The sequence below is a fragment of the Flavobacterium sp. ASW18X genome, assembly GCF_005144745.1.
In the GTDB taxonomy this organism is placed as follows: domain Bacteria; phylum Bacteroidota; class Bacteroidia; order Flavobacteriales; family Flavobacteriaceae; genus Croceivirga.
On the sequence record NZ_SWKK01000003.1, the window covers coordinates 117,364 to 141,573 of the forward strand.

Consider the following 24,210-nt stretch of genomic DNA (forward strand, 5'->3'; position numbering starts at 1 on the left):
ATGGCAATAGAAGTACTAGAACGTGGAGACCTGTATGAAGTAAGAGGTAGTTTAAACAAAGAGAATGTAGGTTCTGCAAGAGCGTACTTTAATTCATTATTAGAAACTAAGGAGGTTTTACTCATTAGTTTAGAGTATTTAGAAGAGTTAGACCAAGAAGCGGCTTTGTTTCTAGAAAATTTTTACAGGGCAGCAGCAAGTCAAAATAAAGTGGCTTTGTTTTTTGGTTCTCATAATGATGCTGTAATGGCTACTATGAAAGCTTGTAAAACGGCTTATATTTTAAGTGCAGATAGATATTAAGAATTAAAAACTTTACCATCATTCTTGGCTATGGAACAACCAAACATTAAATATATAGAAGACGTTGCGGGATCAGATGCTGATTTTAAAGCCAACTTTATTCAGATTTTAAAGATGGAATTCCCAGATGAGTTTGTGCATTATAAGAACATGTATGCAGCTAAAAACCATATAGAGACGGCTGCAATTGTACATAAGCTTAAACATAAGCTTAATATAGTTGGCTTACAAGATGGCTATAGAATGGCGGTTACCTATGAAGAAGAATTAAAGAAGGGTAAAGACGCTATGCATACAGATTTTCTACCCATTTTAGAAGTTGCTGGAGCCTTTATTTCTACTTTGTAAATTGTTGTTTTAAAGCATAAAAAAAGCGCATCTTTTAAGATGCGCTTTTTTTGTTTTATTCCGTTTTTTCTAGAAGTGCCATTTGATCATTAAATAAGCTCTTGAAAAATAAGGGCTTTTCTGTAATGTTCCATTTTAATCGTAAGCCCATTTCTGTAAACTGAAATCCTGCACCAATAGCTGAGGCAATATTACTGTATTTACCGTAGGCCGTTAGGTTAAGTCTCTTACTAAAGTTATGGGTAATTCCTGCTTCTGCTCGGTATATTACGGTTAAATCGTCTTGTTCCACTTTTTGTAAACCACCTGCTGCACTTACATAACCCTTAGTGTCTACCGTTAGGTTGCCTCTTAAATCACCGAATAGTTCCAAATTTTTATAACTAGATGGACTAAAGTAGATTGTTGGTACTTGGTCTTTAAAAGAAAGGTATTGAAAATTTATACCAACCTTTAGGGCTGGCTTTTTCATAAGGTTATAATACAAAGATGTAAATAGTAACTGTCTAACATTATCATCTGTTTGGGTGGTGTAAATGGCCTGGGTATACCAACCTAAATTAAAGTTGGTGCCTAAATTATAAGTTAAACCATAATGGTTCATTACTATTTGCCTCTTAATAAGTTCTGCGTTAAAAGCCTGTACTTCTCTTTTATAATTCAACTCAAGGCTATTAAGTTTAAAAGGCTTTGTTTGTAATTTGGCTTCTAGTATAGAAGACACATATGTACTATCAGAAAAATTGGCCGCATACACCCCAGCATTACCAAGTAAATCTACGTTGGGCATTAGTTTATATCTAGCACCTACAGTGAAGGTATGCGAACTTGCTTTGTTTACAGTAACTTCATTTTCACTGGTACGGTATTGGTAACTAGCACTTGTTTTTACTTTGGGTGTAAACGGGATGTTTACAGAGGTAGTACTTGCCCAGGCAATGTTGTTGCCGTTATCAAAGGTGTATTGTAACCATTCTTCTGCCATAGGAGAATTTTGATTGTTTAAACGTTCTATAAAACCAATAGCATCTTTTTGGTTCTCGTATATTTTTAAGGTGTTAAAAGCATTTTCATAAGCAGGAATTAAATTATCAGAGGCAAACATAGCGTTGGCCATACCCATATTTCCGTCAAAAGAAGTACTGTCTTTTTCTAAAATAACATCATAGTTATTAATACTGGATTTAAAATCACCAGTATACATACCTAAAGTAGAGCGTAAAAGTATTAACCATTGTTCGTTAGGGAATTCTTTTTCTAATGCCTCTATAGTATTCCTAGCTACTACATATTTCTGATTCCAGATTAAAGCTTGTACATATCTATTGTGTGTTGCGGTAACTTCATTTTTTTCTGTTTCTGGTCTTAAGGTAGCCATCGCTTTTTCAGCGGTGGCAAGTGCCTCCTTGTCTTCTTCTTTTAAATGTTGTGCTAGAGCAATGCCGTTAAGAGCAATAATACTATCCTTATTAGTAGTAGCCATTTTTTTATAGGTAGCTATTTGCTTATCATGCTCTTTGGTCATTAAGTAAAGATTAGCTAAGTTTTGTAGCGCTTGCTTATCGTCTGGGTAATCAACAAAAACTTTTTTCAATAATTGCTCAGAATTTTTGTATTCTTCCTTTTTAGATAGTTGATAGGCGTACCCTAGATAGATATACTTACGCGATATTTTTGCACTTTCGTTTTCTGGATTTAAGGCAATAGCTTTGTTTACCCATTCTAAAGCATCTGTATATTCTTGTAAGTTAGAAAGGGTGTTGGCCATGCCTAATACTGCACCATATTTATTTGGGTGGTCTTGATTCAATTTTAAAAAGAGTGGCTTTGCAGCCTTAAAATCTTTTGCCCACAGATAAGCTTCGCAATAATTAGAAGCTATTTCAAAATCTCCAGGATAATCTTTCAATAATCCTTCAAAATAAGTAATTGCCTCTTTGGGAGCACCACTTAGTCCTAAAGCTCTACCATAGCATAAGCGGGCAGTTTTATTATTGGGGTCTTCTTTTAAATAGTCTGCAAAGAAATCTTTGCCTGCTGCAAAGTCTCCTTTTTCTAGTAAGGCAAAACCTTTGGTAATGTCTATTTGGGCAAAAACAGACATATACGTACTTAAGGTAATTAGCAAAATAATACTTTGTTTCATAAAAAGTAGGGTTAATACTACAAAAAATAACGACGCTTTTTCAATTTTATTAGCATTGTTTGGTATTAATAAAGTTAATTATAGGATAATCCTTTTCAATAGACAGTTATTTTACACTCATCTATAGTTAATGGTTATTGGTCTTTGTTGCTGATGCATAATGGCTTATAATGGAAATATTTGTAGAACCTGCTAAGCAATAAGTTTACTATTTATTGTAAGGTAGGTGAACCTTTCCTTTTTAGAAAAGTATGTACATGCCGTAGGATTTTGGAATAGAGCACACGTTTTTCATCGAAAAGTAAGTAAAAGATTACAATAATATTAAGATAAAACGTTATCTAGGTATTATGCCTGTGTTTGGCAAACCCAAATTAAACTTAAAACCTAAAAAAAATGGCATTACAAATTAAAGAAACAAACAATATCATCTTTATAGAGGGTAGCCTATCTACCTCTAACTTAATTAGTCTGCGTAGCTATCTAATGCCGCTCCTAGAATCTGGAGCACAACTTACATTGAACATGGATGGCGTAGTAGAAATTAATAATGAAGTGGTTAAAGAAATGCACGCACTTAAAAGATTTGCATTTGAGGTTAACGCAGGAATAAACTACGTTTCTACCACACAGAAAGATTTGTATAAATATAAAATTGCCAAGGCATAAGTTATGGAAGCTATCCGTTCCATATCTAGAAAATTAAGTCCCGAGCAAGTATTTATGCTTAGTGTCATTGTCGTAAACGGTGGTAACTATTTGTATAATTTGTTGTTGGGTAGAGTTTTAGGTCCTGTAGCTTTTGCAGAAGCAGCTCTTTTAATTACCCTACTGTTAGTGTTGTCTTTTGTTGGGATGACCTTTCAATTGACAGCGGCCAAATTTGCTGTAGAATTTTCAGGAGATTCTTGGTTGGGCTTTAAAAACAAAACGCTTAAATGGGTACTTATTTTTGGTGCTTTAATTGCTTTAGCCGTTGCGTTAAGTTCAGGATATTTAAAGGCCTTATTCCACACCAATAGTGGTCTAATGTTTATTGTTTTTGCCTTGGGCATACCTGTTTACTTTTTTATGAGTCTTAATCGTGGTATTTATCAAGGAAGACAAAATTATAGGCCGCTATCCACAACTTATCAAACAGAGATGTGGAGCCGATTAATACTTACTCTGGTACTTGTATATGTATTACCATGGGAGCCCGGATTATTAGTAGCTATTGGTATTTTGGTAAGTTTCTTTTTCGGTTTGTTTCCTTCAGAAATAAAATCATTAAAAATTGATTCTGAACAGAAACTGACTTCAGAGGAGCAAAAACACGTTTTACGCTTTATGCTACTAACCGCTAGTTATGAGTTAACGCAAATCATCATAAATAATAGTGATATACTTTTAGTAAAGCATTTTTTTGAGGCCAAACCAGCAGGTCTTTATGCCTCCTTAGCTTTAATTGGTAGGGTAGTTTATTTTGCTGCATGGATGTTTGTAATGTTATTGTTGCCTACCGTAATTAAAAATAGAAAAGAAGGTATACCTACAGCCCCAGTATTGTTTAAATACGTAAGTTACATCGGTGCTATGGCCATAGTTATAGTAAGTGTTTGTGCAATAATGCCGGAAACAGTGGTAAATGTAATGTTTGGTAAAGAATATTTAGAAGTTGCTCATTTACTATGGAAATATGCTCTTGCCACTTCATTATTTGCCTTAAGTAATATCTTTGCGTATTATTTTTTGTCTTTAGATCAATATGTGCCTGTAATCCTATCTGGAATATTAGGTATGTCTCAAATACTACTTATCATTTTCTTTCATGATAGTCTTAACACTGTTATCATTATGCAAATCATTGCTATGGCAGTGCTGTTGTTTGTTCAATTAGGCTATTTCTTAAGAAAGGAAGTGTTCTTAACCCCCAAAACAAAGTAACATGAAGCTAGCTATTGTAACAGCTTATCCACCCAGCAAGGTAACCTTAACAGAATATGCCTATTACCTTGTTAAACATTTTAGAATGCAAGACCGCGTAGAAGAATTGATTTTACTATGCGACAAAACTGAAGGTGACAAACAACTAGACTTTACAGAGGCCGGTTGCCGTATTGTGGTAAAAGAATGTTGGAGCTTTAATAGTTATACCAACATTTTAAGTGTTGCCAAAGCAATAAGAGTCACTAGACCAGATGCGGTATTGTATAACCTACAATTTATGAAGTTTGGCGATAAAAAAGTGCCAGCTGCACTTGGTTTGCTATTGCCTTTTGTTTCTAAAAATATGGGCGTGCCTACCATTTCCTTATTACATAATATAATGGAAACAGTAGACCTTAAGGATGCAGGTTTTACCAATAACAAATTGCTGGCGTCAATTTACAATTTTATTGGTACTACGTTAACTCGGTTCGTTTTAGCATCAGATGAGGTGGCAGTTACTATTAGTAAATATGTAACTACGCTTAAAGGCAAATACAAAAAAGAGAATATAAAATTGATTCCGCACGGTACGTTTGAGTTGCCTCCGCTACCAAAATTTAGTTTGCCAGAAGGTCCTAAACAAGTAATGGCGTTTGGTAAGTTCGGCACCTATAAAAAGGTAGAGGTAATGATAGAAGCTGTAGAACAAATTAGACAACGTACCCAAGAAAATATAGAGATTGTAATTGCAGGTACAGATAGTCCTAACACGCCAGGTTATCTACAGGCGGTTGCAGAAAAATATAAACATGTACCACAGATAAGATTTACAGGTTACGTACCAGAAGAAGATGTACAACGCATTTTTGAAGAAAGTGCAGTAGCTGTATTTCCATATACTTCTACAACAGGTAGCTCGGGTGTTTTGCACCAAGCGGGTAGTTATGGTAAGGCCGTGGTATTGCCAGATTTAGGGGATTTAGGTATTCTAATTCGTGAAGAAGGATATACTGGTGAGTTTTTTGAGGCAGATAATCCTTCATCTTTAGCCAATGCCATAGAAAAGATTTTGGTGGATGATGCTTATCGCATAAGCCTAGGGGAAACTAATTACAAGGCTGCTACATCGCTACCCATGTCTAAAATAGCAGAAATGTATTTAGATCTGTTTGATGTCATCAGAAAAAGAAGGGGTAAAATTAAGTCCACACAAACAATTACAGATAAACAAAAAAAGGTATTGGCCTAATACATAATCCAATATTAACTGGGGATAACCCGCTACTAAAAAAAATACTATGAAAATATTAGCAATAGATGATCAGCAGTTAATCTTATTGTCTTTACAAAAAAGACTACAAGAGATTGGCTATACCGTAGAAATTGCAGACAACGGTATTACTGGTAAGGAGAAGTTTGAAAGCTTTAATCCAGATTTGGTAATTGTAGATATTAACATGCCACAGGTTAATGGCCTAGAAGTAGTAAAATACATAAGGAATACAAAAGAATCTGCGATACCAATTATGGTCCTTTCTGGAAATACCGATGAAGAAACCATTTTGGATGGCTATGATTTAGGTATTAGCGATTATATGAAAAAGCCCGTGAGTTTAAATGAGGTGGCTGCTCGTGTTAAAAATTTAATTGGTCTTCCAGAAAAAGCAATGGAAACTAAAAGAAATAGCAATGACACCCAAATGTTGCAGGAGTATGTTGTGGGGGTTGTCATTCCTTGTTATAATGAGGAAGAGCGCTTGCTGAGTGATGAGTTTCAATCCTTTGTAAAACAAAACTTAGGCTATCATTTGTGCTTTGTAAATGACGGTAGTAAGGATAATACATTAGAAGTTTTACATAAACTAAGAAAAGGGCACGAAGACCATATAAGTGTGTATGATTGTCCGCAAAATGGAGGTAAAGCAGAAGCGGTTCGTCTGGGGACACTGCACTTAGCACAAGACCCACAACTAGATTATATTGGCTATTTAGATGCCGATTTATCTACGGATTTTAAAGACTTTGACGATTTGGTGCAGACCATTAAAAAGTCCGATTACAAAATTGTAAGTGGTTCTAGAATGGCAAGAATGGGCGCAGATATCAATAAGGAATCTGCAAGAGCTATTATTAGTAAAACCATTAATTTTTTAATTAGATCTATTCTTAGAATGCCGTTTAATGATACCCAGTGTGGCGCTAAGATTATGGATAAGGAAATTGCACAGCTGGTTTTCAGTAAGCCATTTTTAACACGTTGGTTGTTTGATGTTGAGATATTTAAGCGCATGAGCAATACATATGGCAGAAAAGAAGCAGTTGCTATGATTTGTGAACAACCATTAAATAGATGGATACATGCAGATGGTTCTAAACTGTCCTTTAAAGATTCTTTAAAGATTGTTTTTCAACTGGGGCAGATTGCTATGCATTACAATATAGGTAAAGGCAAAAAAAAAGCATCTAAACCTGTAAACACGGTAAGCAAACCTACCACAGTTACACCAGTTTCTTAGATGGTGCTATACTAATTAGACAACCCTTATCGTTAATAACAAACAAAGTAATTTGATAAAAAACTACTCTTAGCATATGAGAATTTTAGTTACAGGAGCGTCCGGGCAATTAGGGCAGACCATTAAAACAATGGCTGAGAATTATCCAAGTTTTGATTTTGATTTTAAGTCATCTAAACAGTTGGATATTACCAATGAGGCTGCTGTGGCAGAACAACTGCAAAAGGGTAAATACGATTACTGCATAAATTGTGCAGCATATACACACGTAGATAAAGCGGAACAAGATAACGTGCAAGCTAGAAATGTAAATAGTAATGGACCTAAATACTTGGCTATTTATTGTGCGCAAAATAAGACTACACTTTTTCATGTTTCTACAGATTTTGTTTTTGATGGATTCTTAAATGAGCCTTACAGAGAGCAAGATATTGCTAGACCTATTGGTTTCTACGGAGATACCAAGTACAAAGGAGAACGTCATATTGTAGAGAATCTAAAAGAACATTTTATTTTTAGAACATCTTGGTTATACTCAGAACATGGTCACAATTTTCTAAAAACCATGATGAAGTTAGGTAAGGAGAAAGAAGAACTAGCTATAGTGTATGATCAAGTAGGTACACCTACGTATACGGCAGACCTAGTAGAGGTAATGCTACATATTATGGAATTAGGTAGTGATGCTTACGGAATATACCATTATAGCAATGAAGGTATTGCTAGCTGGTATGATTTTGCTAAGGAAATTTTTGAGCTGAATAATATGGCTATACGTGTTAAGCCAATATTATCTGCTGCCTACCCAACCCCTGCCAAAAGACCTAAATATAGTGTTTTAGATAAGGCAAAGGTTAAAGGCACTTTTGGTATCACTATTCCGTATTGGAAAGACAGTTTAAAAAAAGCAGTAGCTGCTGCACAAGCAGCCAGTGTTTAAAGTCCTTTAGTCTGTACTTTATGAAAAGAATCGGCTTGCAATTTCAATAATTCCTCTGCCTTTTTCTTTTTGTATTCGTATACTTCTTTTTCTGATTTTAAATCGTTATAAATTTCTTTGTTTAATTCTTGGTCTGTGGATAATACCAGTTGTCTTTGCGTAACTTTTTGATTAATCCAACTGCTTACTACAGTCTCATTTTCCTCTAGTCTAAAGTCGTACTCTCCTTTAGAAGCTATTAATTTATTAATAATTGGTGCTGTTTCTATGGTCAAGAAGAGTAGAAAGATAAAGAAAGAAGGTATCCAAGGTAATTGTTTCATTGCATCTATGCGAGCCATCAATCCATCAAAACGGTCAATAATGGGTTGGGCATTTTCAACAGCGGAATTATACTCCAATTTTAACGCCGCTATTTGAGCATCTAATGTTTCAATTTTTTCTCGATTATTAGTTTTAAGTTGTTGTAATTCCGCTAAAGCAGCATCATGTTTATCTCGTTTTTCTTGATAAACAGGGCCTTTACCCAGTAAACCTGTGCCAGCTTTACCTTCTGCTTCTGCAATGTAAGTAGCATACAATGCGTTGGTTTCTTCCTCTTTTGTTATTATTTCATTTTTTAATTGCTGTACGTCTTGTTCTAAAGCTTCAACCTCAGGAGTGTACTGTAAGGCAAGTTGTTCTTGGTTGGCAAGTGTGAGCGTATTTTTTTCTTGTAAGAGAACTTGGTCTATTTCTTTCTCAAAAATCTTTAATTCTAATGGTTTAGAAATGACTATGGCTATGATTACTGCTAAAACAATTCTAGGTAAGGCTTGCCAGAATTGATGTGCAGTGCTACCACTTTTTTTAATGGTAGATACAATGTATCTGTCCAAATTAAAAATGAGGAGCCCCCATACAAGTCCAAAGAGTAATGCAATGTAAATAGAATCAAAAACAGTATATAGTGCGTAGCTACTAGCTATAAAAGCCATTAGTGCGGTGAAAAATACAGTAGCCCCAATACCAGCGTATTTAGTACGCTCTCCTTGTGAGCATTGAGAAAGTATATCCGTATCTGCCCCAGAGCAGCGGATAAAAAATTGATTTAACATAATAGTGTTCGTTTTTTGATGATTTCTATTAGAACGGAATCCGTAGGGCTTTGTTACAAACTACGTCTTAAATAAAAGCTAAAGTTGTAGTTGTAATGCAAGGAAGTCCGATTAAAGTATACTGATACTTAGGAGATTATTTTTTTCAAAATAGGCTAAACTATACTAAACTACCGTTTGTCGATAGTAAATGGAATTCTGCACTTCATCGAAAAAAATACTTTTAGCCTTGCAATACATTTGGAATATCAATTACAAACAAGAGTACAGATGAGAGCTATTAAAACTACAAATACCGGAAATAAAAAGTACAGTGGAATGGTCATATTTAAAGCAAACGAAAAAGAATTTAGTATTTGCGATGTAGAGTTGACAGATTCCGAATTGTTAATAAACGTATATAAGCCTATTGCATGCTAAGCATTTGAGAGTGGTACATTCCCCCAAGTCTGTTCCCCCAAGTCTTTAAAAGTACCATTAACAGTGGAGGCCATTAGATAAGTCATTTTCTTAGAGTTTTTTGGTGTAGTGTTTCTAAGAAAGTGGATGTAAAACATCTAGACTTATTCCAATGGCCTCTTTATGTTTACTTAGCCTTGAGCAAGTTCTGTGTAATACTTATAGAAATATGGTATGGTTTCTATTCCTTTTAAGTAATTCCAAATACCAAAATGTTCGTTAGGGGAGTGTATTGCATCTGAGTCAAGCCCAAAACCCATCAAAATAATTTTACTTTCTAATATTTGCTCAAACAAGGCTACAATTGGTATACTACCACCGCCACGTTCTGGAATTGCAGTTTTGCCAAATGTAGTCTCATAAGCCTTAGCAGCAGCTTGGTAGCCAATATTATCTATGGGTGTTACATAAGGTAAACCACCATGGTGCGGGCTAACTTTTACCTTAACACCTTTAGGAGCAATTTTGGTAAAATGGTCCATGAACAATTGGGTGATCTCATCGGGGTCCTGGTCTGGTACTAAACGCATACTTATTTTAGCATAAGCTTTGCTCGCAATAACGGTTTTTGCACCTTCTCCTGTATAACCACCCCAAATGCCGTTAACATCTAATGTTGGTCTAATAGAATAGCGTTCTGCCGTTGAGTACCCTTTTTCTCCATAAACATCTTCTATATCTAATGCTTTTTTATAAGCGTCTAAATCAAAAGGAGCTTCTGCCATTAGAGCACGGTCAGCATCAGATAGTTCTTCTACTTTATCATAAAAGCCTGGTATGGTTATATGATTGTTTTCATCATGTAAAGACGCAATCATTTTGGCTAGAATGTTGATAGGGTTGGGCACAGCACCACCATAAATGCCAGAATGTAAGTCTCTATTGGGTCCTGTGACTTCTACTTCTACATAGCTTAATCCACGTAACCCGGTAGTTATAGATGGCACATCGTTAGCTATCATTCCGGTGTCAGAGATAAGAATAACATCGTTTTTAAGTTTGTCCCTATTCTCTTTTAAAAAATCCTCTAAACTATCACTTCCTACTTCTTCCTCGCCTTCTATCATAAATTTTACGTTGCAAGGCAGAACATTCTCTTTAATCATAAATTCTACAGCCTTAACATGCATGTACATCTGTCCTTTGTCATCACATGCGCCACGGGCAAATATGGCTCCATCTGGGTGCAATTCCGTTTTTTTAATGACAGGTTCAAAAGGCGGGGAATCCCAAAGGTTCATTGGGTCTGGTGGCTGAACATCATAATGCCCGTAAACCAAAACTGTAGGTAATTTAGGGTCTATAATTTTTTCACCGTATACCACAGGGTATCCTTTGGTTTCGCAAATTTCTGTGGTAGTACAACCAGCTTCTTTTAATGATTTTTCTACCAGTTTAGCAGTTTCTATAACATCTTGAGAAAAAGCAGTGTCTGCACTTATAGATGGTATTTTTAGTAAATCTACAAGCTCTGTAACGAATCTTTCTTTATTAGATTCAATGTAGTTTTTAATCTGTTCCATGTATCAATTAATCTTAGCTAAAAGTACTAAAAAGAACTTTTTCTTGCTCTAATGTTTCACAATTGAAATTTTGAAGTATATTTGCATCCCAATTTGAACTGCGGATGTGGTGGAATTGGTAGACACGCTAGACTTAGGATCTAGTGCCGCAAGGCGTGGGGGTTCGACTCCCTTCATCCGCACTTAGTAAAAACCCTTCAATATTTTGAAGGGTTTTTTTGTGGCTATTATTTTAGTTTAACAGGGATGTAAATCTTTTCTTCAGAGTTATCATCGTTGTTTTTATAGTTTTCTCCCAATACCTCAAAATGAGGTCTGTGGTCCAATATGTAAGGTGATTTTGGCAACCATTCTGTAAAAATATATTGAAATATAGACGAATTAGTGCTAGCCCCTTTATATTGAAACATTGCGTACAGTCCTTCTGAAATAGTGTAGCTTTCTAACCCTTCTGATACATCTGCAATATTGTAGACTGGAATAAGCGCCCATTTGGTAAAAACACTATTAGGATTAAATTGTTTAAAATAATGTATTGGATATTCTTGTAAGGAGATTTTATAATTGGCAGATATATTTTTGATTTCTTTTATTCTAGGGCCAAGAGTAGCCCATAATAATCCTGTGGTATTGTTTGCAACACTCATTTCCATATGGAGACCTACCAGCAGTTGTTCAGGAAAAGTTTCTATTGTAGGATTTGGATAAGAAGTTGTGTTCATTTTCTAGTATAAGATGCAAATATTGAAAATTAATCGGTGTTAATAGTATAAAATAATAAGAGCGACAAATATTTGCCGCTCTTATGTAAGGTATTTAATAACACGTATTTATTTAGGTTGTATTTTTTTACAAGATTAACCCGTATACGCACCAGAAGAGTACGTAAGTTCATAACTATGGGTATAAATTTCAAAAACAACACCAAATGGGTCTTCTACATAACACATTTTATAGGGTTTGTCATTTGGATAATACTCCCTAATGGGCATGCGTTGTCTACCGCCATACGCAACAATTTTTGCAATTAAGGCTTCAATGTTTGGGTCCTGCACACAAAAATGAAACAAGCCTGGGTTAAAAGGATTAAACACAGGTTTAGTGGATGGCGTTTCAGGAAATGAAAATAATTCAATCCCGATGCCGTCAGAGGTGGCTAAATGAGCTATCTCAAAAGAATTCCAATCCTCTCCAAATACATCTATACACATTTTACCAATTGCAGTTTCTTTTTCTTTTTTAACCTCGCTCGGTGGCATAATTACATACCAGCCCATTACTTCTTGGTAAAATTCAACTGCAGCAGAAATATCGGGTACAGTAATACCTATATGGGAAAAAGTACGCGGATATGTTTTTTGTTCTTTCATCTTGTCTAATTTTGCAACAAAGTTCTTAATTAGTAGCTTGTTAAACAATAACTTACTTTTTTAGTTGTTAAGTTACTAAAAGAGTAAATAGCATAAAATCAAATAGATATAATTTTGCCTTTAGATAAAATTTATTGTCCTCTTAACAAAACAATGGAAGTTATTGGAACAAAGTGGAAACCTTTACTGCTTTTTCATTTATTAGAGAATCCGTTGCGTTCTGGTATTTTACAATCTAAAATACCTGCTATTTCTAACAAAATGTTTACTCAAAGTTTACGGGAGCTAGAACGAGATAACATGGTATACAGAAAGGTTTTTCCAGAAGTTCCTCCCCGAGTGGAGTATGGATTAACTAAAAAAGGGCAAACCCTTAAGAGCATACTTTTGGCTTTAGATGCTTGGGGGAAAACTATGCATGAAGAGTGAATGTAAGAATAGTAGTGCATTAAAAAGCCTCCATTTTGGAGGCTTGTTTTGTCATTTAGTAGTTAGCTCAAAAGTGTAACCCCAAGGCATCAAAAACGCCAAAGATGTCGCATACTATGCAAACGGGGATGGCTATTAAAATACCAATTAATGTAAAAACCATTAATCGGAGAAAGCCAGATAAAAAGCTAAATCCTACAGTTGTGTTCTCTGCCATAATGCTGATTATTTCCTTTCAAGATAGCATATAATGCATCAAAAAGGCCTTAAAATCAATCAAATACTCGACAAAAAGAGCATTTTTAGACGCGAAGAGCATAATTTTTAGACACTATTTATTTTTTATGCCTTAACCGTTGTGCCAGTTCTTCTAAAGAAACTCCTTTGGTTTCTGGCATCAAAAAAGCCGTAAAAATCAATTGTAAAATCATCATACCTGCAAAAAAGTAAAAGATGGGATAGGGATTGTCTTTAAATATACCAATTTCACTGTCTAAGAAAGAGGGAGTAAGTAATGTAATTAGCGCTGCAAAGACCCAATGTGTACCTGTGCCCCAAGACTGTCCGTAAGAACGAACACTATTGGGGAAAATTTCTGATATAAAAACCCAAATAACGGCTCCTTGACCCACCGCGTGAGAAGCGATAAAAACTAATATAAATACAAGAAGGAGTTCTGAACTTAGTGCAGCCTTAAAACAATAGCCTACCATGGCCAGACTAATAATGTAGCCTATAGAGCCAATGTACATTAATTGTTTGCGTCCTAATTTGTCTATAAGGGCTAAGCCTACAAAAGTGAATAAAAGATTAATGATGCCAATAGAAATGGAACTAAATAAAGAAGTTTCTGAGGCTAGGCCAGCTTTTTCTAAAATTTCTGGAGCATAATACAAGACAAAGTTAATCCCGGATAATTGATTAAAAAATGCAATTAAGAATGCTAAGAGTAAAGGTTTATTGTATTTGCCAGAAAACAATTTGTCTTTTTGTTGTAGTGTAGTTTGTGCCTTAGCAGTCTTAATCTCAACAATCTTTGTTTCTGCTTCTAAAGGATGTACACCAAGTGATGCTAAGCTTTTTGCCACCATTGTGTGAGAATGATTTTTAAGTAAAAGCCACCTTGGGCTATTGGGTATTTTAGCAACCATGATTGTGTAGATTAAGGCAGGTAGTCCTTCTATGCCTAGCATCCATCTCCATGCTGTGCTTTCGTTAAAAAAGGTGCCGATAAGATAATTGCTGATAAAAGCGATGAGAATACCAAAAACGATATTAAATTGATACATAGCAGTTAATCTACCACGATTATTAGCGGAAGATATTTCAGAAATATAGATGGGTGCAGCCACAGAAGAAGCACCTACCCCGACACCACCGATAAACCTGAAAAAAGAAAAACTATAGGCTTCTGGTGCAAATGCGGAACCTACGGCCGATAAAAAATAAAGAATGCCAATCCAGAATAATGTTTTTTTACGTCCCAGACGGTCTGTGGGGATACCACCAAAGAGAGATCCTAAAACGGTACCCCATAATGCCATGGACATGATAAAAATGCCATGAAATGTAAATATAGAATCGCCTAAAAACCAATTGGTGTTCCAGAGTTCTTTTATAGGCTGGTTGGCACCGCTAATAACAACGGTATCAAAGCCAAAAAGAAAACCAGCCAAGGCGGCAGTCATAGAAATGCGCAGAATTTTTTTGTCCATCAGTTTAGTTAGTTTGTTTTAAAACTACTAAAATTTACAACAGTCCTTTAAGATGGTTCATTACTTTTTCTGTAGCGCCTTTTTGATTTTGAATGTAAGATGCATTGAGCTTGCCTAAACGTTTTTGCTCTTGTTTTTGTGTTTGTAGTTGACTCAATTTATCATTTAATTCTCCTTGGTTGTTAATAGATAAAATACCTCCTTTTTTAACTAAAGCTTTGGCTTCTATAAAATCTATGTAATCAGGCCCAATTAGGACTGGAATTCCAAATACAGCAGGTTCTAATGTATTGTGTAGACCCGTGCCAAAAGCACCGCCAACATAGGCAATCGTGGCATAACTATACACTTTGGTAAGTAGTCCAATAGTGTCTAAGATTATAACTTTGGCTTTGGATACATCCGTATTTTTAAGATTAGAATATCTTACGGTCGGTACCTTTAGTTGCGCCTCAATTTTAGAAATATGTGCAGGCTTTAATGTGTGTGGAGCTAAAACATATTTGTAATCAGAAATATCTTTATTTATAAATGTTGTTAGTAGTTCTTCATCTGGTGGCCAGGTGCTACCTGCTACAATACAAGGGTGGTCTTGCAAAAAGGCATCCATAAAAGAAAGTGTTGTGTCGCTTTCTAATATCTGGGTTACTCTATCAAATCTAGAATCTCCACCAACGGTAACATTAGTGATGCCGATAGACGCCAATAGGTTTTTAGAATTTTCGTCTTGTACGTAGTAATAGTCAAACTTTTTTAAGGCATTTTTTAAAAATCCGCCATACCATTTAAAGTATACTTGGCGTTCAGAAAAAATGCCAGAGACCAGTAAAGTGGGTATGTCAGATTTTTTAAGTGCGGTCATTAAACTAGGCCATACTTCATACTTTACAAAAAGAACGGCTTTTGGTTGAATTAGCCGAAGTATTTTTCTTGCATTGGCTCTTGTGTCTAAGGGTAAATAGGCAACAACATCTGCTGGGGTCTTGTCTTTTTTTACTTCATAACCAGATGGGGAAAAAAAGGTGAGTAATATTTTGTAATTGGGATATGTTTTTTTTAGAGCTTCTAAAATGGGGAGCCCCTGTTCGTATTCGCCCAAAGATGCAGCATGCATCCACAACACATCATCGTTCTTATTTAGACCTGCCTTAATGCGATTAAAACTTTCCTTTCTTCCAGCTACAAACAGTTTTATTTTAGGATTGAAAAGTGCAATAAGCTTTAAAAGAAAGCCGATGACAATTAAGATGCCGTTATAAACTATACTCACTTATTTTAGTTTGTGCTAAAATACATTTCTTTACAGCAATTGCTGTGTGTACCACACTTAATTTGCTACTTTTGAACCATAATTCAGCAACATGCGTAAAATACAAATGGTAGACCTGCAGGGTCAGTATGAAGGGATTAAGGGGCAGGTAAATAGCGCAATAGAAGAGGTATTGCAAACATCTGCCTATATCAATGGACCTCAGGTTCATGCGTTTCAAAAAGAGTTAGAAGAATATTTAGGGGTAAAGCATGTAATACCATGTGCGAATGGTACAGACGCCTTGCAAATTGCTATGATGGGTCTTGGTCTTAGGCCTGGTGATGAGGTTATTACTGCAGATTTTACCTTTGCAGCCACCGTAGAGGTTATTGCGCTTTTGGGTTTAACACCTGTTTTGGTAGATGTTGAGCCAGATTCCTTTAACATAGACCCTAATGCTATTAGAAAAGTGATTACACCAAAAACTAAAGCTATAGTTCCTGTGCATTTGTTTGGCCAGTGTGCTAATATGGAAGAGATTATGGCTATTGCAGCGGAGCATGATTTGTTTGTGATAGAAGATAATGCCCAAGCTATTGGTGCTAATTATTTTTATGAGGATGGTCGCAAGGCAAAAAGTGGCACTATTGGTCATGTAGCTTCCACCTCTTTCTTTCCATCTAAGAATTTAGGTTGTTATGGTGATGGAGGTGCTATATTTACGAATGATGACCAGCTGGCGCATACACTAAGGGGTGTGGTAAACCATGGAATGTATCAACGTTATCATCATGATGTAGTAGGGGTTAATTCTAGATTAGATTCTATACAAGCTGGGGTTTTGCGCGCTAAGTTGCCTAATTTAGATACATACAATAGAAAAAGACAGGTTGCTGCAGCTAAATATGATGCCGCTTTTGCAGGGCAAGAGCATATAATAACGCCTTATAAAAAGACCAATTGCAGTGGTGCTTGTGAGCAATGTACCTGCCATGTATTTCATCAATATACATTAAAGATTACCAATGGTAAAAGAGATGCATTGGTGCAACATTTAAATGAAAATAGCGTTCCTTGTGGAGTGTATTATCCTATTCCATTGCATCAGCAAAAAGCATACGTGGATAGTAGGTTTCAAGAAGAAGATTTTGTGGTGACGAACCAATTGGTTCAAGAAGTGATTTCCCTACCCATGCATACGGAACTGGATGATGAGCAAATAAATTTTATTACAGATTTAGTCATCAACTTTGTAAATAAACAATAATGGGTAAAAGAATTTTGGTAACCGGGGGTTTAGGCTTCATCGGTTCCCACACCGTAGTAGAACTACAAAATGAAGGTTTTGAGGTGGTTATCGTAGATAACCTTTCTAATTCTTCGGAAAAAGTACTAGAAGGTATCACGGCAATTACAGGAAAAGAGCCAGCTTTTGAAAAATTTGACCTTCGCGATAAAGAAAAAGTACAAGAATTTTTTCAAAAATATGACGATGTCAATGGGGTTATCCATTTTGCAGCGTCTAAGGCAGTAGGGGAGAGTGTAGAACTTCCTCTGTTATATTATGAGAATAATTTGGGTGTACTCACTTATATACTTCAAGAATTGACTAAAAAAGGAGCTGCAAATTTTATTTTTAGTTCTTCTTGTACTGTTTATGGGCAAGCAGATGTTATGCCAATTACAGAATCTGCTCCCGTAAAAACTGCAGAATCACCATACGGTAACACTAAGCAAGTTGGGGAGGAAATTATTAGAGATACATGTAAAGTAAATCCGCAACTAAATGCTATCGCTTTGCGCTATTTTAATCCTATTGGGGCCCATCCGTCTGTAGAAATAGGAGAATTGCCTTTAGGAGTGCCGCAAAATTTAGTGCCGTTTATTACACAGACGGGTATTGGTATGCGTGAGCAGCTATCCGTTTTTGGGGACGATTACCCTACACCAGATGGTACTTGTATTAGGGATTACATTCATGTAGTAGATCTAGCAAAAGCACATGTGGCTGCTTTACAGCGTTTGGTAGATGAAAAAAATGATAGCAATTACGAAGTATTTAACCTAGGAACAGGTACCGGTAGCTCTGTATTAGAGGTAATACAAAGTTTTGAACGTGTTTCTGGGGAAAAATTGAATTACAGAATTGCTCCGCGTAGAGAGGGCGATGTAATCCAAGCTTACGCAGATACCAAAAAAGCTAATGAAGTTTTGGGTTGGTCTGCAAAGTCTACCCTAGATGATGCTATGAAATCTGCATGGGAATGGGAGAAAAAAGTACGGTCTTAGTGCTTTTAAGACTTAAATGATAGTAAAAGAGGGCATAGCCCTCTTTTTTTGTACCTTTTTGCCATTAAATAACTAACTAGACTAATTAAAATGAAACAAACTACTTTTTTCAGTATCGCCCTATTCATGCTAATATTTCAAGGAGTTTGGGCGCAAGATACCTACCTGCATTGTGGAACGATTATGGATGTGGAAACCGGTAAGTTTTTAAAAGAAAAGACAATAGTTGTTTCTGGTGATAAGATTAAATCCATAGTAGACGGATACGTGCAAGGAGAAGTTGCGGATCAAGTCATCAATCTAAAAACTAAAACTGTAATGCCTGGGTTCATAGATATGCACGTGCATATAGAAAGCGAGTCTAGCCCTACTACGTATATAGATAGATATACAAAGAACGATGTGGATGTGGCGTTTCAATCCACAGTATACGCAAAGAAAACCTTGATGGCAGGTTTTACAACAGTCCGCGATTTAGGCGGTAGTGGGGTGAATATCGCTTTAAGAAAAGCAATTGATAAAGGACTTGTAGTAGGGCCTAGAATTTTTACTGCAGGTAAGGCAATTGCTACTACAGGTGGGCACGCAGACCCAACTAATGGTATGAAATGGGACCAAATGGGCGACCCAGGACCTAAAGAAGGCGTGGTAAACTCACCAGATGAAGGTAAAAAGGCAGTGAGGCAGCGCTACAAAGAGGGGGCGGATGTAATTAAAATTACAGCAACTGGGGGAGTCTTAAGTGTTGCTAAGAGTGGGCAGAATCCGCAGTTTATGATAGACGAGATTAAAGCAATTACAGATACGGCCAAAGATTATGGGATGCTCACAGCGGCACATGCGCATGGAGATGAAGGAATGCAACGCGCCATTCTAGGTGGAATCAAGACCATTGAGCATGGCACTTTAATGAGTGAGGAAACTATGGAGCTAATGAAAAAATATGATACCTACTTGGTGCCAACTATAACCGCGGGAAAAGAAGTTACGGAGAACGCAAAAAAGCCTGGTTATTTTCCGCCGGTTGTAGCTAAAAAGGCGAGTGAAATCGGACCTAAAATTCAAGCCATGTTTGCCAAGGCCTACAAAAAGGGAGTGCCTATTGCTTTTGGTACAGATGCAGGGGTTTTTAATCATGGTGAAAATGCGAGGGAATTTGTTTACATGGTAGAAGCTGGTATGCCGGTAACAAAAGCTATTCATGCTGCTACAGTAACTAACGCAATTTTGTTAGGTAAGGCAACAGAATTAGGGCAATTAAAAGAAGGTTTTATTGCAGATATTGTGGCAACAGATAAAAATCCGATAGACCAAGTAGAGACGTTAAAGTCGGTTTCTTTTGTGATGAAAAACGGAAAAGTTTATAAAAACTAAGGCTACTCTAGCGCTTATTTTGTGGACATAGAAGGGAAAAGTGGGGTAGAGGTGTTGCAGCTAGCAAGAGGCAAAGGATGGTATCCTGCTTTGGTGCAGCAACTGCAAAAAGATTTTGGGTTGGCTAGAATTGATTTTAAGGCGAACGAAGAAATTTCTGTGAAAGCATTAAAAAGATTGGTAAAGGAAAAAGTCTATTTTTTATTAATGGAAGATTACCCTTCATTACTCAATTTATTATACGTTATGGATATAGAGGAGCGTAAGTTGAAGGAAATCAGGGCGCAAGGCGTGGTAGAAGTTGCGGATGAAATTTCTGATGTGTTGTTAAGGCGAATTTTTAAAAAGATTTGGCTACGAAAAAAATATTCAACATAATGATGGTTTTTTGATATTTATGAAAAAATTAAAATAACCGCAGCGGTAATCGTGTGTTAGGTTTGCCAATTATTGTATTTTTGTCATAATTTTTACGAAAGAACTCGGGAAATCTCAAAATGGACAAATATTCCTTTTTAAATGCTGCGCATACTGCTTTTTTTGCGGAGCTTTACGATAAATACGTTTCCAATCCAGATAGTGTAGAGCCAAGTTGGCGAGCCTTTTTTCAAGGCTTCGATTTTGGTATGGAAAGTGCACTAGAAGATTTGGATATACAAACAAGTACAGATGGGGCTTCTGCTATTGTTAATGGCAGAACCATGCAAGTGCCTAAATCGCTTCAGAAAGAATTTCAAGTTATTCGCCTCATAGACGGTTACCGTTCTCGTGGTCACTTGTTTACAAAAACTAATCCGGTTAGGGAAAGAAGAAAATACGAGCCTACTCTGGCATTAGAAAACTTTGGGTTGTCTAATGCAGACTTAGATACGGTTTTTGATGCCGGTAGCATCTTAGGTATTGGTCCAAGTGCTTTAAAAGATATTGTTGGGCACTTAGAGCGTATCTACTGTGATGCTATTGGTGTGGAATACATGTACATCCGTACACCAGAACGTATACAGTGGATACAAGATTGGTTAAATGTAAATGACAATCATCCTAAATTCTCTGCAGATCAAAAGAAAAGTATTCTTAGAAAGCTGAATCAGGCAATATCTTTTGAGAATTTTTTACATACTAAATATGTGGGCCAGAAACGTTTTTCTCTAGAAGGTGGAGAATCGTTAATACCTGCTTTGGATGTCATTATAGAAAAAGCTGCAGACGCAGGTGTTAAGCAGTTTGTAATGGGTATGGCTCACCGTGGTAGATTAAATGTGTTGACCAATATTTTTGGTAAGTCGCCAAAGGATATTTTTAGTGAGTTTGATGGCAAAGATTATGAAGAAGCCATTTTTGACGGTGATGTAAAATACCACTTGGGTTGGACTTCTAGAAGGGAGACAGATACCGGTAAGGTGGTAAATATGAATATTGCTCCAAACCCATCACACTTAGAGACAGTGAACAGCGTAGTAGAGGGAATTACTAGAGCAAAACAAGACAAAGACCATAAAGAAAATGCCTCAGAAGTGTTGCCAATTTTGGTGCATGGTGATGCGGCTTTCGCAGGTCAAGGTGTGGTGTATGAAACCATACAAATGGCAAAATTAGATGGGTATGCTACCGCAGGTACCATTCATATTGTGGTGAACAATCAAATAGGTTTTACTACAAATTATTTAGATGCTCGTTCATCTACCTATTGTACAGATGTTGCTAAAGTAACATTGTCGCCAGTATTGCATGTTAATGCAGATGATGTAGAGGCTGTGGTGCATGCAGCTACGTTTGCCTTGGAATATCGTATGCGTTACAAAAGAGATATTTTCTTAGACTTGTTAGGATATAGAAAATATGGACATAATGAAGGCGATGAGCCTAAATTTACGCAACCATTATTGTATAAAGCAATATCTAAGCACGACAATCCTAGAGATATTTATGCTGCTAAATTATTGGCAGAGGGTGTTATAGACAAGGACTATGTTAAGGGCTTAGAAGAAGAATATAAAAAGAGTCTAGAAGAAGACTTATTAGATTCTCGTAAAATAGAGAAAACTGTAATCACTCCTTTTATGCAAGATGAGTGGGAAGGTTTTCAACGTGTAACTGAGAATGAAATGCTTTCCAAGTACGATACTACGTATAGTTTGGAAAAGATGGATGCTTTGGCAACGGTAATTACACAACTGCCCACAGATAAAAAGTTCTTGCGTAAGATTGTGAGATTAATAGAAGGTCGCAAGAAAATGTACTTTGAAGATAATAAGTTAGACTGGGCCATGGGAGAACTTTTGGCTTATGCTTCCTTATTAGAAGAAGGGTACGATGTGCGGATGACCGGTCAAGATGTAGAAAGGGGTACTTTTTCTCACAGGCATGCGGTTGTTAAAACAGAAATGCACGAAGAAGAAGTGGTCTTGTTGAATGAGCTAGGAGAGCATCAAAACGGACATCTAGACATATATAATTCCCTATTATCAGAATATGCAGTGATGGGCTTTGATTATGGTTACGCCATGGCAAGTCCAAAAACTTTGACCATTTGGGAGGCGCAGTTTGGAGACTTTAGTAATGGTGCTCAAATTGTTATTGATCAGTATTTATCTGCTGCAGAAGACAAATGGAAAATGCAAAACGGATTGGTTTTGTTATTGCCGCACGGTTACGAGGGGCAAGGAGCAGAGCATTCTTCTGCACGTATGGAAAGGTACTTGCAATTATGTGCTAAGGATAATATGTATGTGGCAGATGTTACCACGCCAGCTAACCTGTTTCATCTGTTTAGAAGACAAATGAAGGTAGGGTTTAGAAAGCCATTAGTTGTATTTACCCCAAAAAGTTTGTTAAGGCATCCTAAGGTGGTTTCTACTAAGGAAGAATTAGCAAACGGAACGTTCCAAGAATTGATAGATGATCAAGAGGTGCAGGCTAAAAACGTTAAGTCTCTAGTGTTCTGTACGGGTAAATTCTATTATGATTTGTTAGCTAAGCGCGAAGAGTTAGGTAGAACTGATGTCGCATTAGTGAGATTAGAGCAATTATTCCCATTGCCAGCTACACAAATTCGTGAAGTCTTAGCAAAATATAAAGATGCAGAAGAAGTGGTTTGGGCACAAGAAGAACCAAGAAACATGGGGGCTTGGGGTCATTTATTGATGCATTTAGATGAAGCTAAATCATTCAGAGTAGCTTCTAGAAGGTTCTATGGTGCCCCCGCAGCAGGTAGTTCTGTACGCTCGCACAGAAGACATGCAGAGGTGATAGACTACGTGTTCGATAAAACAAAAGATAATTTCAATAGGTAGAAAAGACAATATAAAGTAGCATAATTATGATTCTAGAAATGAAAGTTCCGTCTCCTGGAGAGTCCATTACAGAGGTAGAAATTGCCGAGTGGTTGGTAGAAGACGGAGATTATGTGGAAAAAGACCAAGCTATAGCAGAAGTGGATTCTGATAAGGCAACCTTAGAATTGCCAGCAGAAGAAAGTGGTATTATTACCCTTAAAGCAGAGGTTGGTGATGCTGTAGCGGTAGGAGAAGTAGTATGTTTAATAGATACTAGTGCAGCCAAGCCAGAAGGTGGCGATGCAGCTCCTAAAAAAGAAGAGAAAAAAGAAGAAGCTCCAAAGGCCGAAGCGCCTAAAAAAGAAGAACCAAAGCAAGAAACCTATGCTACGGGCACTGCTTCTCCTGCGGCAAAGAAAATTTTGAACGAAAAAGGCATTGCTGCTAATGAAATTAAAGGTTCTGGAAGAGATGGTAGAATTACCAAAGAAGATGCTCTGAATGCAAAGCCTTCTATGGGTACACCTTCTGGTGGCAGTAGAGGAGAAACCCGTTCTAAACTTTCTATGTTAAGAAGAAAAGTAGCAGAACGTTTGGTTTCCGTGAAGAACGAAACGGCTATGCTGACTACTTTTAACGAAGTAGATATGACTCCAATTTTTGACTTGCGTAAGCAATACAAAGAGGAGTTCAAGAGCAAGCACGGCGTAGGTTTAGGATTTATGTCTTTCTTTACCTTAGCTTGTGTGCGTGCACTTAAAATGTATCCGGCAGTAAATTCTATGATAGATGGTAAGGAAATGATTTCTTATGATTTCTGTGATGTAAGTATTGCGGTTTCTGGTCCAAAAGGCTTAATGGTGCCTGTAATCCGTAATGCAGAGAACTTAACTTTTAGAGGAGTAGAATCAGAAGTTAAACGCTTAGCAATACGTGCAAGAGAAGGAGAGATTACTGTAGATGAAATGACTGGTGGTACGTTTACAATTACAAATGGGGGAGTGTTTGGTTCCATGCTATCTACACCAATAATTAATCCACCTCAAAGTGCCATCTTAGGGATGCATAATATTGTAGAAAGACCTATTGTTAGAGATGGCGGTATTGCAATTGCTCCAATTATGTATGTGGCACTATCTTACGACCATAGAATTATAGATGGTAAAGAATCTGTTGGTTTCTTAGTAGCTGTTAAAGAAGCATTAGAAAATCCTGCAGAACTATTAATGGATAATAATGTGAAAAAAGCGTTAGAGTTATAAG

At 36.6% G+C, this 24,210-nt stretch carries 23 protein-coding genes and 1 tRNA gene; 17 read left to right on the top strand and 7 right to left on the bottom strand.

Features of this window, described 5'->3' with window-relative positions; genetic code table 11:
- Both FBT53_RS01525 and FBT53_RS01530 read left to right on the top strand, forming a co-directional pair.
- On the top strand, window positions 1-303 hold the full coding sequence (locus FBT53_RS01525) for an STAS domain-containing protein (protein WP_136949408.1): 303 nt from the start codon (window positions 1-3) through the stop codon (window positions 301-303).
- Between the two features lie 30 nt (window positions 304-333).
- Entirely contained in the window at window positions 334-651 is a 318-nt protein-coding gene (locus FBT53_RS01530) for an Hpt domain-containing protein (RefSeq protein ID WP_136949409.1), read from the top strand.
- Window positions 652-706: 55 nt separating this feature from the next.
- Here FBT53_RS01530 and FBT53_RS01535 read toward each other — a convergent pair whose 3' ends face one another.
- On the bottom strand, window positions 707-2,797 hold the full coding sequence (locus FBT53_RS01535) for a tetratricopeptide repeat protein (RefSeq protein ID WP_136949410.1): 2,091 nt from the start codon (window positions 2,795-2,797) through the stop codon (window positions 707-709).
- A gap of 396 nt (window positions 2,798-3,193) precedes the next feature.
- Between FBT53_RS01535 and FBT53_RS01540 the strand changes: the two genes are divergently transcribed.
- The 5 genes from FBT53_RS01540 (at window position 3,194) to rfbD (ending at window position 8,164) form a co-directional block, all read left to right on the top strand.
- On the top strand, window positions 3,194-3,466 hold the full coding sequence (locus FBT53_RS01540) for a hypothetical protein (RefSeq protein ID WP_136949411.1): 273 nt from the start codon (window positions 3,194-3,196) through the stop codon (window positions 3,464-3,466).
- A gap of 3 nt (window positions 3,467-3,469) precedes the next feature.
- The gene (locus FBT53_RS01545) at window positions 3,470-4,723 is read left to right on the top strand and encodes a sugar isomerase (RefSeq protein WP_136949412.1); all 1,254 of its coding nucleotides are present in this window, start codon (window positions 3,470-3,472) and stop codon (window positions 4,721-4,723) included.
- Between the two features lies 1 nt (window position 4,724).
- Window positions 4,725-5,957, top strand: a complete 1,233-nt coding sequence (locus FBT53_RS01550; protein WP_136949413.1) for a glycosyltransferase — start codon at window positions 4,725-4,727, stop codon at window positions 5,955-5,957.
- 49 nt (window positions 5,958-6,006) lie between these two features.
- On the top strand, window positions 6,007-7,224 hold the full coding sequence (locus tag FBT53_RS01555; protein ID WP_136949414.1) for a response regulator: 1,218 nt from the start codon (window positions 6,007-6,009) through the stop codon (window positions 7,222-7,224).
- Window positions 7,225-7,300: 76 nt separating this feature from the next.
- Entirely contained in the window at window positions 7,301-8,164 is an 864-nt protein-coding gene (gene rfbD / locus FBT53_RS01560) for a dTDP-4-dehydrorhamnose reductase (protein WP_136949415.1), read from the top strand.
- Here rfbD and FBT53_RS01565 read toward each other — a convergent pair.
- On the bottom strand, window positions 8,161-9,261 hold the full coding sequence (locus FBT53_RS01565) for a DUF4407 domain-containing protein (protein ID WP_136949416.1): 1,101 nt from the start codon (window positions 9,259-9,261) through the stop codon (window positions 8,161-8,163). The genes rfbD and FBT53_RS01565 overlap by 4 nt on opposite strands.
- 270 nt (window positions 9,262-9,531) lie before the next feature.
- Between FBT53_RS01565 and FBT53_RS16030 the strand changes: the two genes are divergently transcribed.
- Window positions 9,532-9,681 carry a hypothetical protein gene (locus FBT53_RS16030; RefSeq protein ID WP_169630300.1) on the top strand — a complete coding sequence of 50 codons (150 nt, stop codon included), beginning with the start codon at window positions 9,532-9,534 and terminating at the stop codon, window positions 9,679-9,681.
- 170 nt (window positions 9,682-9,851) lie between these two features.
- Here the strand turns inward: FBT53_RS16030 and FBT53_RS01570 are convergent, their stop codons facing one another.
- A complete protein-coding gene (locus tag FBT53_RS01570; protein ID WP_136949417.1) occupies window positions 9,852-11,243 on the bottom strand; it encodes a dipeptidase in 1,392 nt (463 codons plus the stop codon).
- Between the two features lie 100 nt (window positions 11,244-11,343).
- Here FBT53_RS01570 and FBT53_RS01575 point away from each other — a divergent pair.
- Window positions 11,344-11,425 (top strand) — tRNA-Leu (locus FBT53_RS01575).
- Between the two features lie 45 nt (window positions 11,426-11,470).
- Here the strand turns inward: FBT53_RS01575 and FBT53_RS01580 are convergent.
- Both FBT53_RS01580 and FBT53_RS01585 read right to left on the bottom strand, forming a co-directional pair.
- Entirely contained in the window at window positions 11,471-11,965 is a 495-nt protein-coding gene (locus FBT53_RS01580) for a GyrI-like domain-containing protein (RefSeq protein ID WP_136949418.1), read from the bottom strand.
- A 135-nt stretch (window positions 11,966-12,100) separates the two neighbouring features.
- Window positions 12,101-12,613: a VOC family protein gene (locus FBT53_RS01585; RefSeq protein ID WP_136949419.1), complete on the bottom strand. Its 513-nt coding sequence runs from the start codon at window positions 12,611-12,613 to the stop codon at window positions 12,101-12,103.
- A 153-nt stretch (window positions 12,614-12,766) separates the two neighbouring features.
- On the opposite strand from FBT53_RS01585, the gene FBT53_RS01590 reads away from it, so the two are divergent.
- On the top strand, window positions 12,767-13,042 hold the full coding sequence (locus FBT53_RS01590; protein WP_136949420.1) for a helix-turn-helix domain-containing protein: 276 nt from the start codon (window positions 12,767-12,769) through the stop codon (window positions 13,040-13,042).
- 104 nt (window positions 13,043-13,146) lie between these two features.
- Window positions 13,147-13,293, top strand: coding sequence for a hypothetical protein (locus FBT53_RS16035; protein ID WP_169630301.1), 147 nt, complete (start codon window positions 13,147-13,149; stop codon window positions 13,291-13,293).
- A gap of 84 nt (window positions 13,294-13,377) precedes the next feature.
- On the opposite strand, the gene FBT53_RS01595 is transcribed toward FBT53_RS16035, so the two are convergent.
- Entirely contained in the window at window positions 13,378-14,757 is a 1,380-nt protein-coding gene (locus FBT53_RS01595; RefSeq protein ID WP_136949421.1) for a sugar porter family MFS transporter, read from the bottom strand.
- Between the two features lie 34 nt (window positions 14,758-14,791).
- On the bottom strand, window positions 14,792-16,027 hold the full coding sequence (locus FBT53_RS01600; protein WP_136949422.1) for a 3-deoxy-D-manno-octulosonic acid transferase: 1,236 nt from the start codon (window positions 16,025-16,027) through the stop codon (window positions 14,792-14,794).
- Between the two features lie 91 nt (window positions 16,028-16,118).
- On the opposite strand from FBT53_RS01600, the gene FBT53_RS01605 reads away from it, so the two are divergent.
- The 6 genes from FBT53_RS01605 (at window position 16,119) to odhB (ending at window position 24,209) form a co-directional block, all read left to right on the top strand.
- Window positions 16,119-17,276, top strand: a complete 1,158-nt coding sequence (locus FBT53_RS01605; RefSeq protein WP_136949423.1) for a DegT/DnrJ/EryC1/StrS aminotransferase family protein — start codon at window positions 16,119-16,121, stop codon at window positions 17,274-17,276.
- Window positions 17,276-18,298: a UDP-glucose 4-epimerase GalE gene (gene galE / locus FBT53_RS01610; protein ID WP_136949424.1), complete on the top strand. Its 1,023-nt coding sequence runs from the start codon at window positions 17,276-17,278 to the stop codon at window positions 18,296-18,298. The genes FBT53_RS01605 and galE overlap by 1 nt, the downstream gene beginning before the upstream one ends.
- Window positions 18,299-18,388: 90 nt before the next feature.
- Window positions 18,389-19,672: an amidohydrolase family protein gene (locus FBT53_RS01615; protein WP_136949425.1), complete on the top strand. Its 1,284-nt coding sequence runs from the start codon at window positions 18,389-18,391 to the stop codon at window positions 19,670-19,672.
- Window positions 19,673-19,693: 21 nt separating this feature from the next.
- Window positions 19,694-20,050: a hypothetical protein gene (locus FBT53_RS01620; protein ID WP_136949426.1), complete on the top strand. Its 357-nt coding sequence runs from the start codon at window positions 19,694-19,696 to the stop codon at window positions 20,048-20,050.
- A 119-nt stretch (window positions 20,051-20,169) separates the two neighbouring features.
- Window positions 20,170-22,965 carry a 2-oxoglutarate dehydrogenase E1 component gene (locus FBT53_RS01625; protein WP_136949427.1) on the top strand — a complete coding sequence of 932 codons (2,796 nt, stop codon included), beginning with the start codon at window positions 20,170-20,172 and terminating at the stop codon, window positions 22,963-22,965.
- A gap of 26 nt (window positions 22,966-22,991) precedes the next feature.
- Window positions 22,992-24,209 carry a 2-oxoglutarate dehydrogenase complex dihydrolipoyllysine-residue succinyltransferase gene (odhB, locus tag FBT53_RS01630; RefSeq protein WP_136949428.1) on the top strand — a complete coding sequence of 406 codons (1,218 nt, stop codon included), beginning with the start codon at window positions 22,992-22,994 and terminating at the stop codon, window positions 24,207-24,209.
- The last annotated feature ends 1 nt before the right edge of the window (window position 24,210 follow it).

What these genes read in the sequence shown, in the direction of transcription:
- FBT53_RS01545 (WP_136949412.1), top strand. Translation starts at nt 3,470, where the DNA reads ATGGAAGCTATCCGTTCCATATCTAGAAAATTAAGTCCCGAGCAAGTA.
- FBT53_RS01570 (WP_136949417.1), bottom strand. Translation starts at nt 11,243, where the DNA reads ATGGAACAGATTAAAAACTACATTGAATCTAATAAAGAAAGATTCGTT.
- odhB (WP_136949428.1), top strand. Translation starts at nt 22,992, where the DNA reads ATGATTCTAGAAATGAAAGTTCCGTCTCCTGGAGAGTCCATTACAGAG.
- FBT53_RS16035 (WP_169630301.1), top strand. Translation starts at nt 13,147, where the DNA reads ATGTCGCATACTATGCAAACGGGGATGGCTATTAAAATACCAATTAAT.
- FBT53_RS01625 (WP_136949427.1), top strand. Translation starts at nt 20,170, where the DNA reads ATGGACAAATATTCCTTTTTAAATGCTGCGCATACTGCTTTTTTTGCG.
- FBT53_RS01585 (WP_136949419.1), bottom strand. Translation starts at nt 12,613, where the DNA reads ATGAAAGAACAAAAAACATATCCGCGTACTTTTTCCCATATAGGTATT.
- FBT53_RS01590 (WP_136949420.1), top strand. Translation starts at nt 12,767, where the DNA reads ATGGAAGTTATTGGAACAAAGTGGAAACCTTTACTGCTTTTTCATTTA.
- rfbD (WP_136949415.1), top strand. Translation starts at nt 7,301, where the DNA reads ATGAGAATTTTAGTTACAGGAGCGTCCGGGCAATTAGGGCAGACCATT.
- FBT53_RS01555 (WP_136949414.1), top strand. Translation starts at nt 6,007, where the DNA reads ATGAAAATATTAGCAATAGATGATCAGCAGTTAATCTTATTGTCTTTA.
- FBT53_RS01580 (WP_136949418.1), bottom strand. Translation starts at nt 11,965, where the DNA reads ATGAACACAACTTCTTATCCAAATCCTACAATAGAAACTTTTCCTGAA.
- FBT53_RS01540 (WP_136949411.1), top strand. Translation starts at nt 3,194, where the DNA reads ATGGCATTACAAATTAAAGAAACAAACAATATCATCTTTATAGAGGGT.
- galE (WP_136949424.1), top strand. Translation starts at nt 17,276, where the DNA reads ATGGGTAAAAGAATTTTGGTAACCGGGGGTTTAGGCTTCATCGGTTCC.
- FBT53_RS01595 (WP_136949421.1), bottom strand. Translation starts at nt 14,757, where the DNA reads ATGGACAAAAAAATTCTGCGCATTTCTATGACTGCCGCCTTGGCTGGT.
- FBT53_RS01535 (WP_136949410.1), bottom strand. Translation starts at nt 2,797, where the DNA reads ATGAAACAAAGTATTATTTTGCTAATTACCTTAAGTACGTATATGTCT.
- FBT53_RS16030 (WP_169630300.1), top strand. Translation starts at nt 9,532, where the DNA reads ATGAGAGCTATTAAAACTACAAATACCGGAAATAAAAAGTACAGTGGA.
- FBT53_RS01525 (WP_136949408.1), top strand. Translation starts at nt 1, where the DNA reads ATGGCAATAGAAGTACTAGAACGTGGAGACCTGTATGAAGTAAGAGGT.
- FBT53_RS01615 (WP_136949425.1), top strand. Translation starts at nt 18,389, where the DNA reads ATGAAACAAACTACTTTTTTCAGTATCGCCCTATTCATGCTAATATTT.
- FBT53_RS01550 (WP_136949413.1), top strand. Translation starts at nt 4,725, where the DNA reads ATGAAGCTAGCTATTGTAACAGCTTATCCACCCAGCAAGGTAACCTTA.
- FBT53_RS01530 (WP_136949409.1), top strand. Translation starts at nt 334, where the DNA reads ATGGAACAACCAAACATTAAATATATAGAAGACGTTGCGGGATCAGAT.
- FBT53_RS01605 (WP_136949423.1), top strand. Translation starts at nt 16,119, where the DNA reads ATGCGTAAAATACAAATGGTAGACCTGCAGGGTCAGTATGAAGGGATT.
- FBT53_RS01565 (WP_136949416.1), bottom strand. Translation starts at nt 9,261, where the DNA reads ATGTTAAATCAATTTTTTATCCGCTGCTCTGGGGCAGATACGGATATA.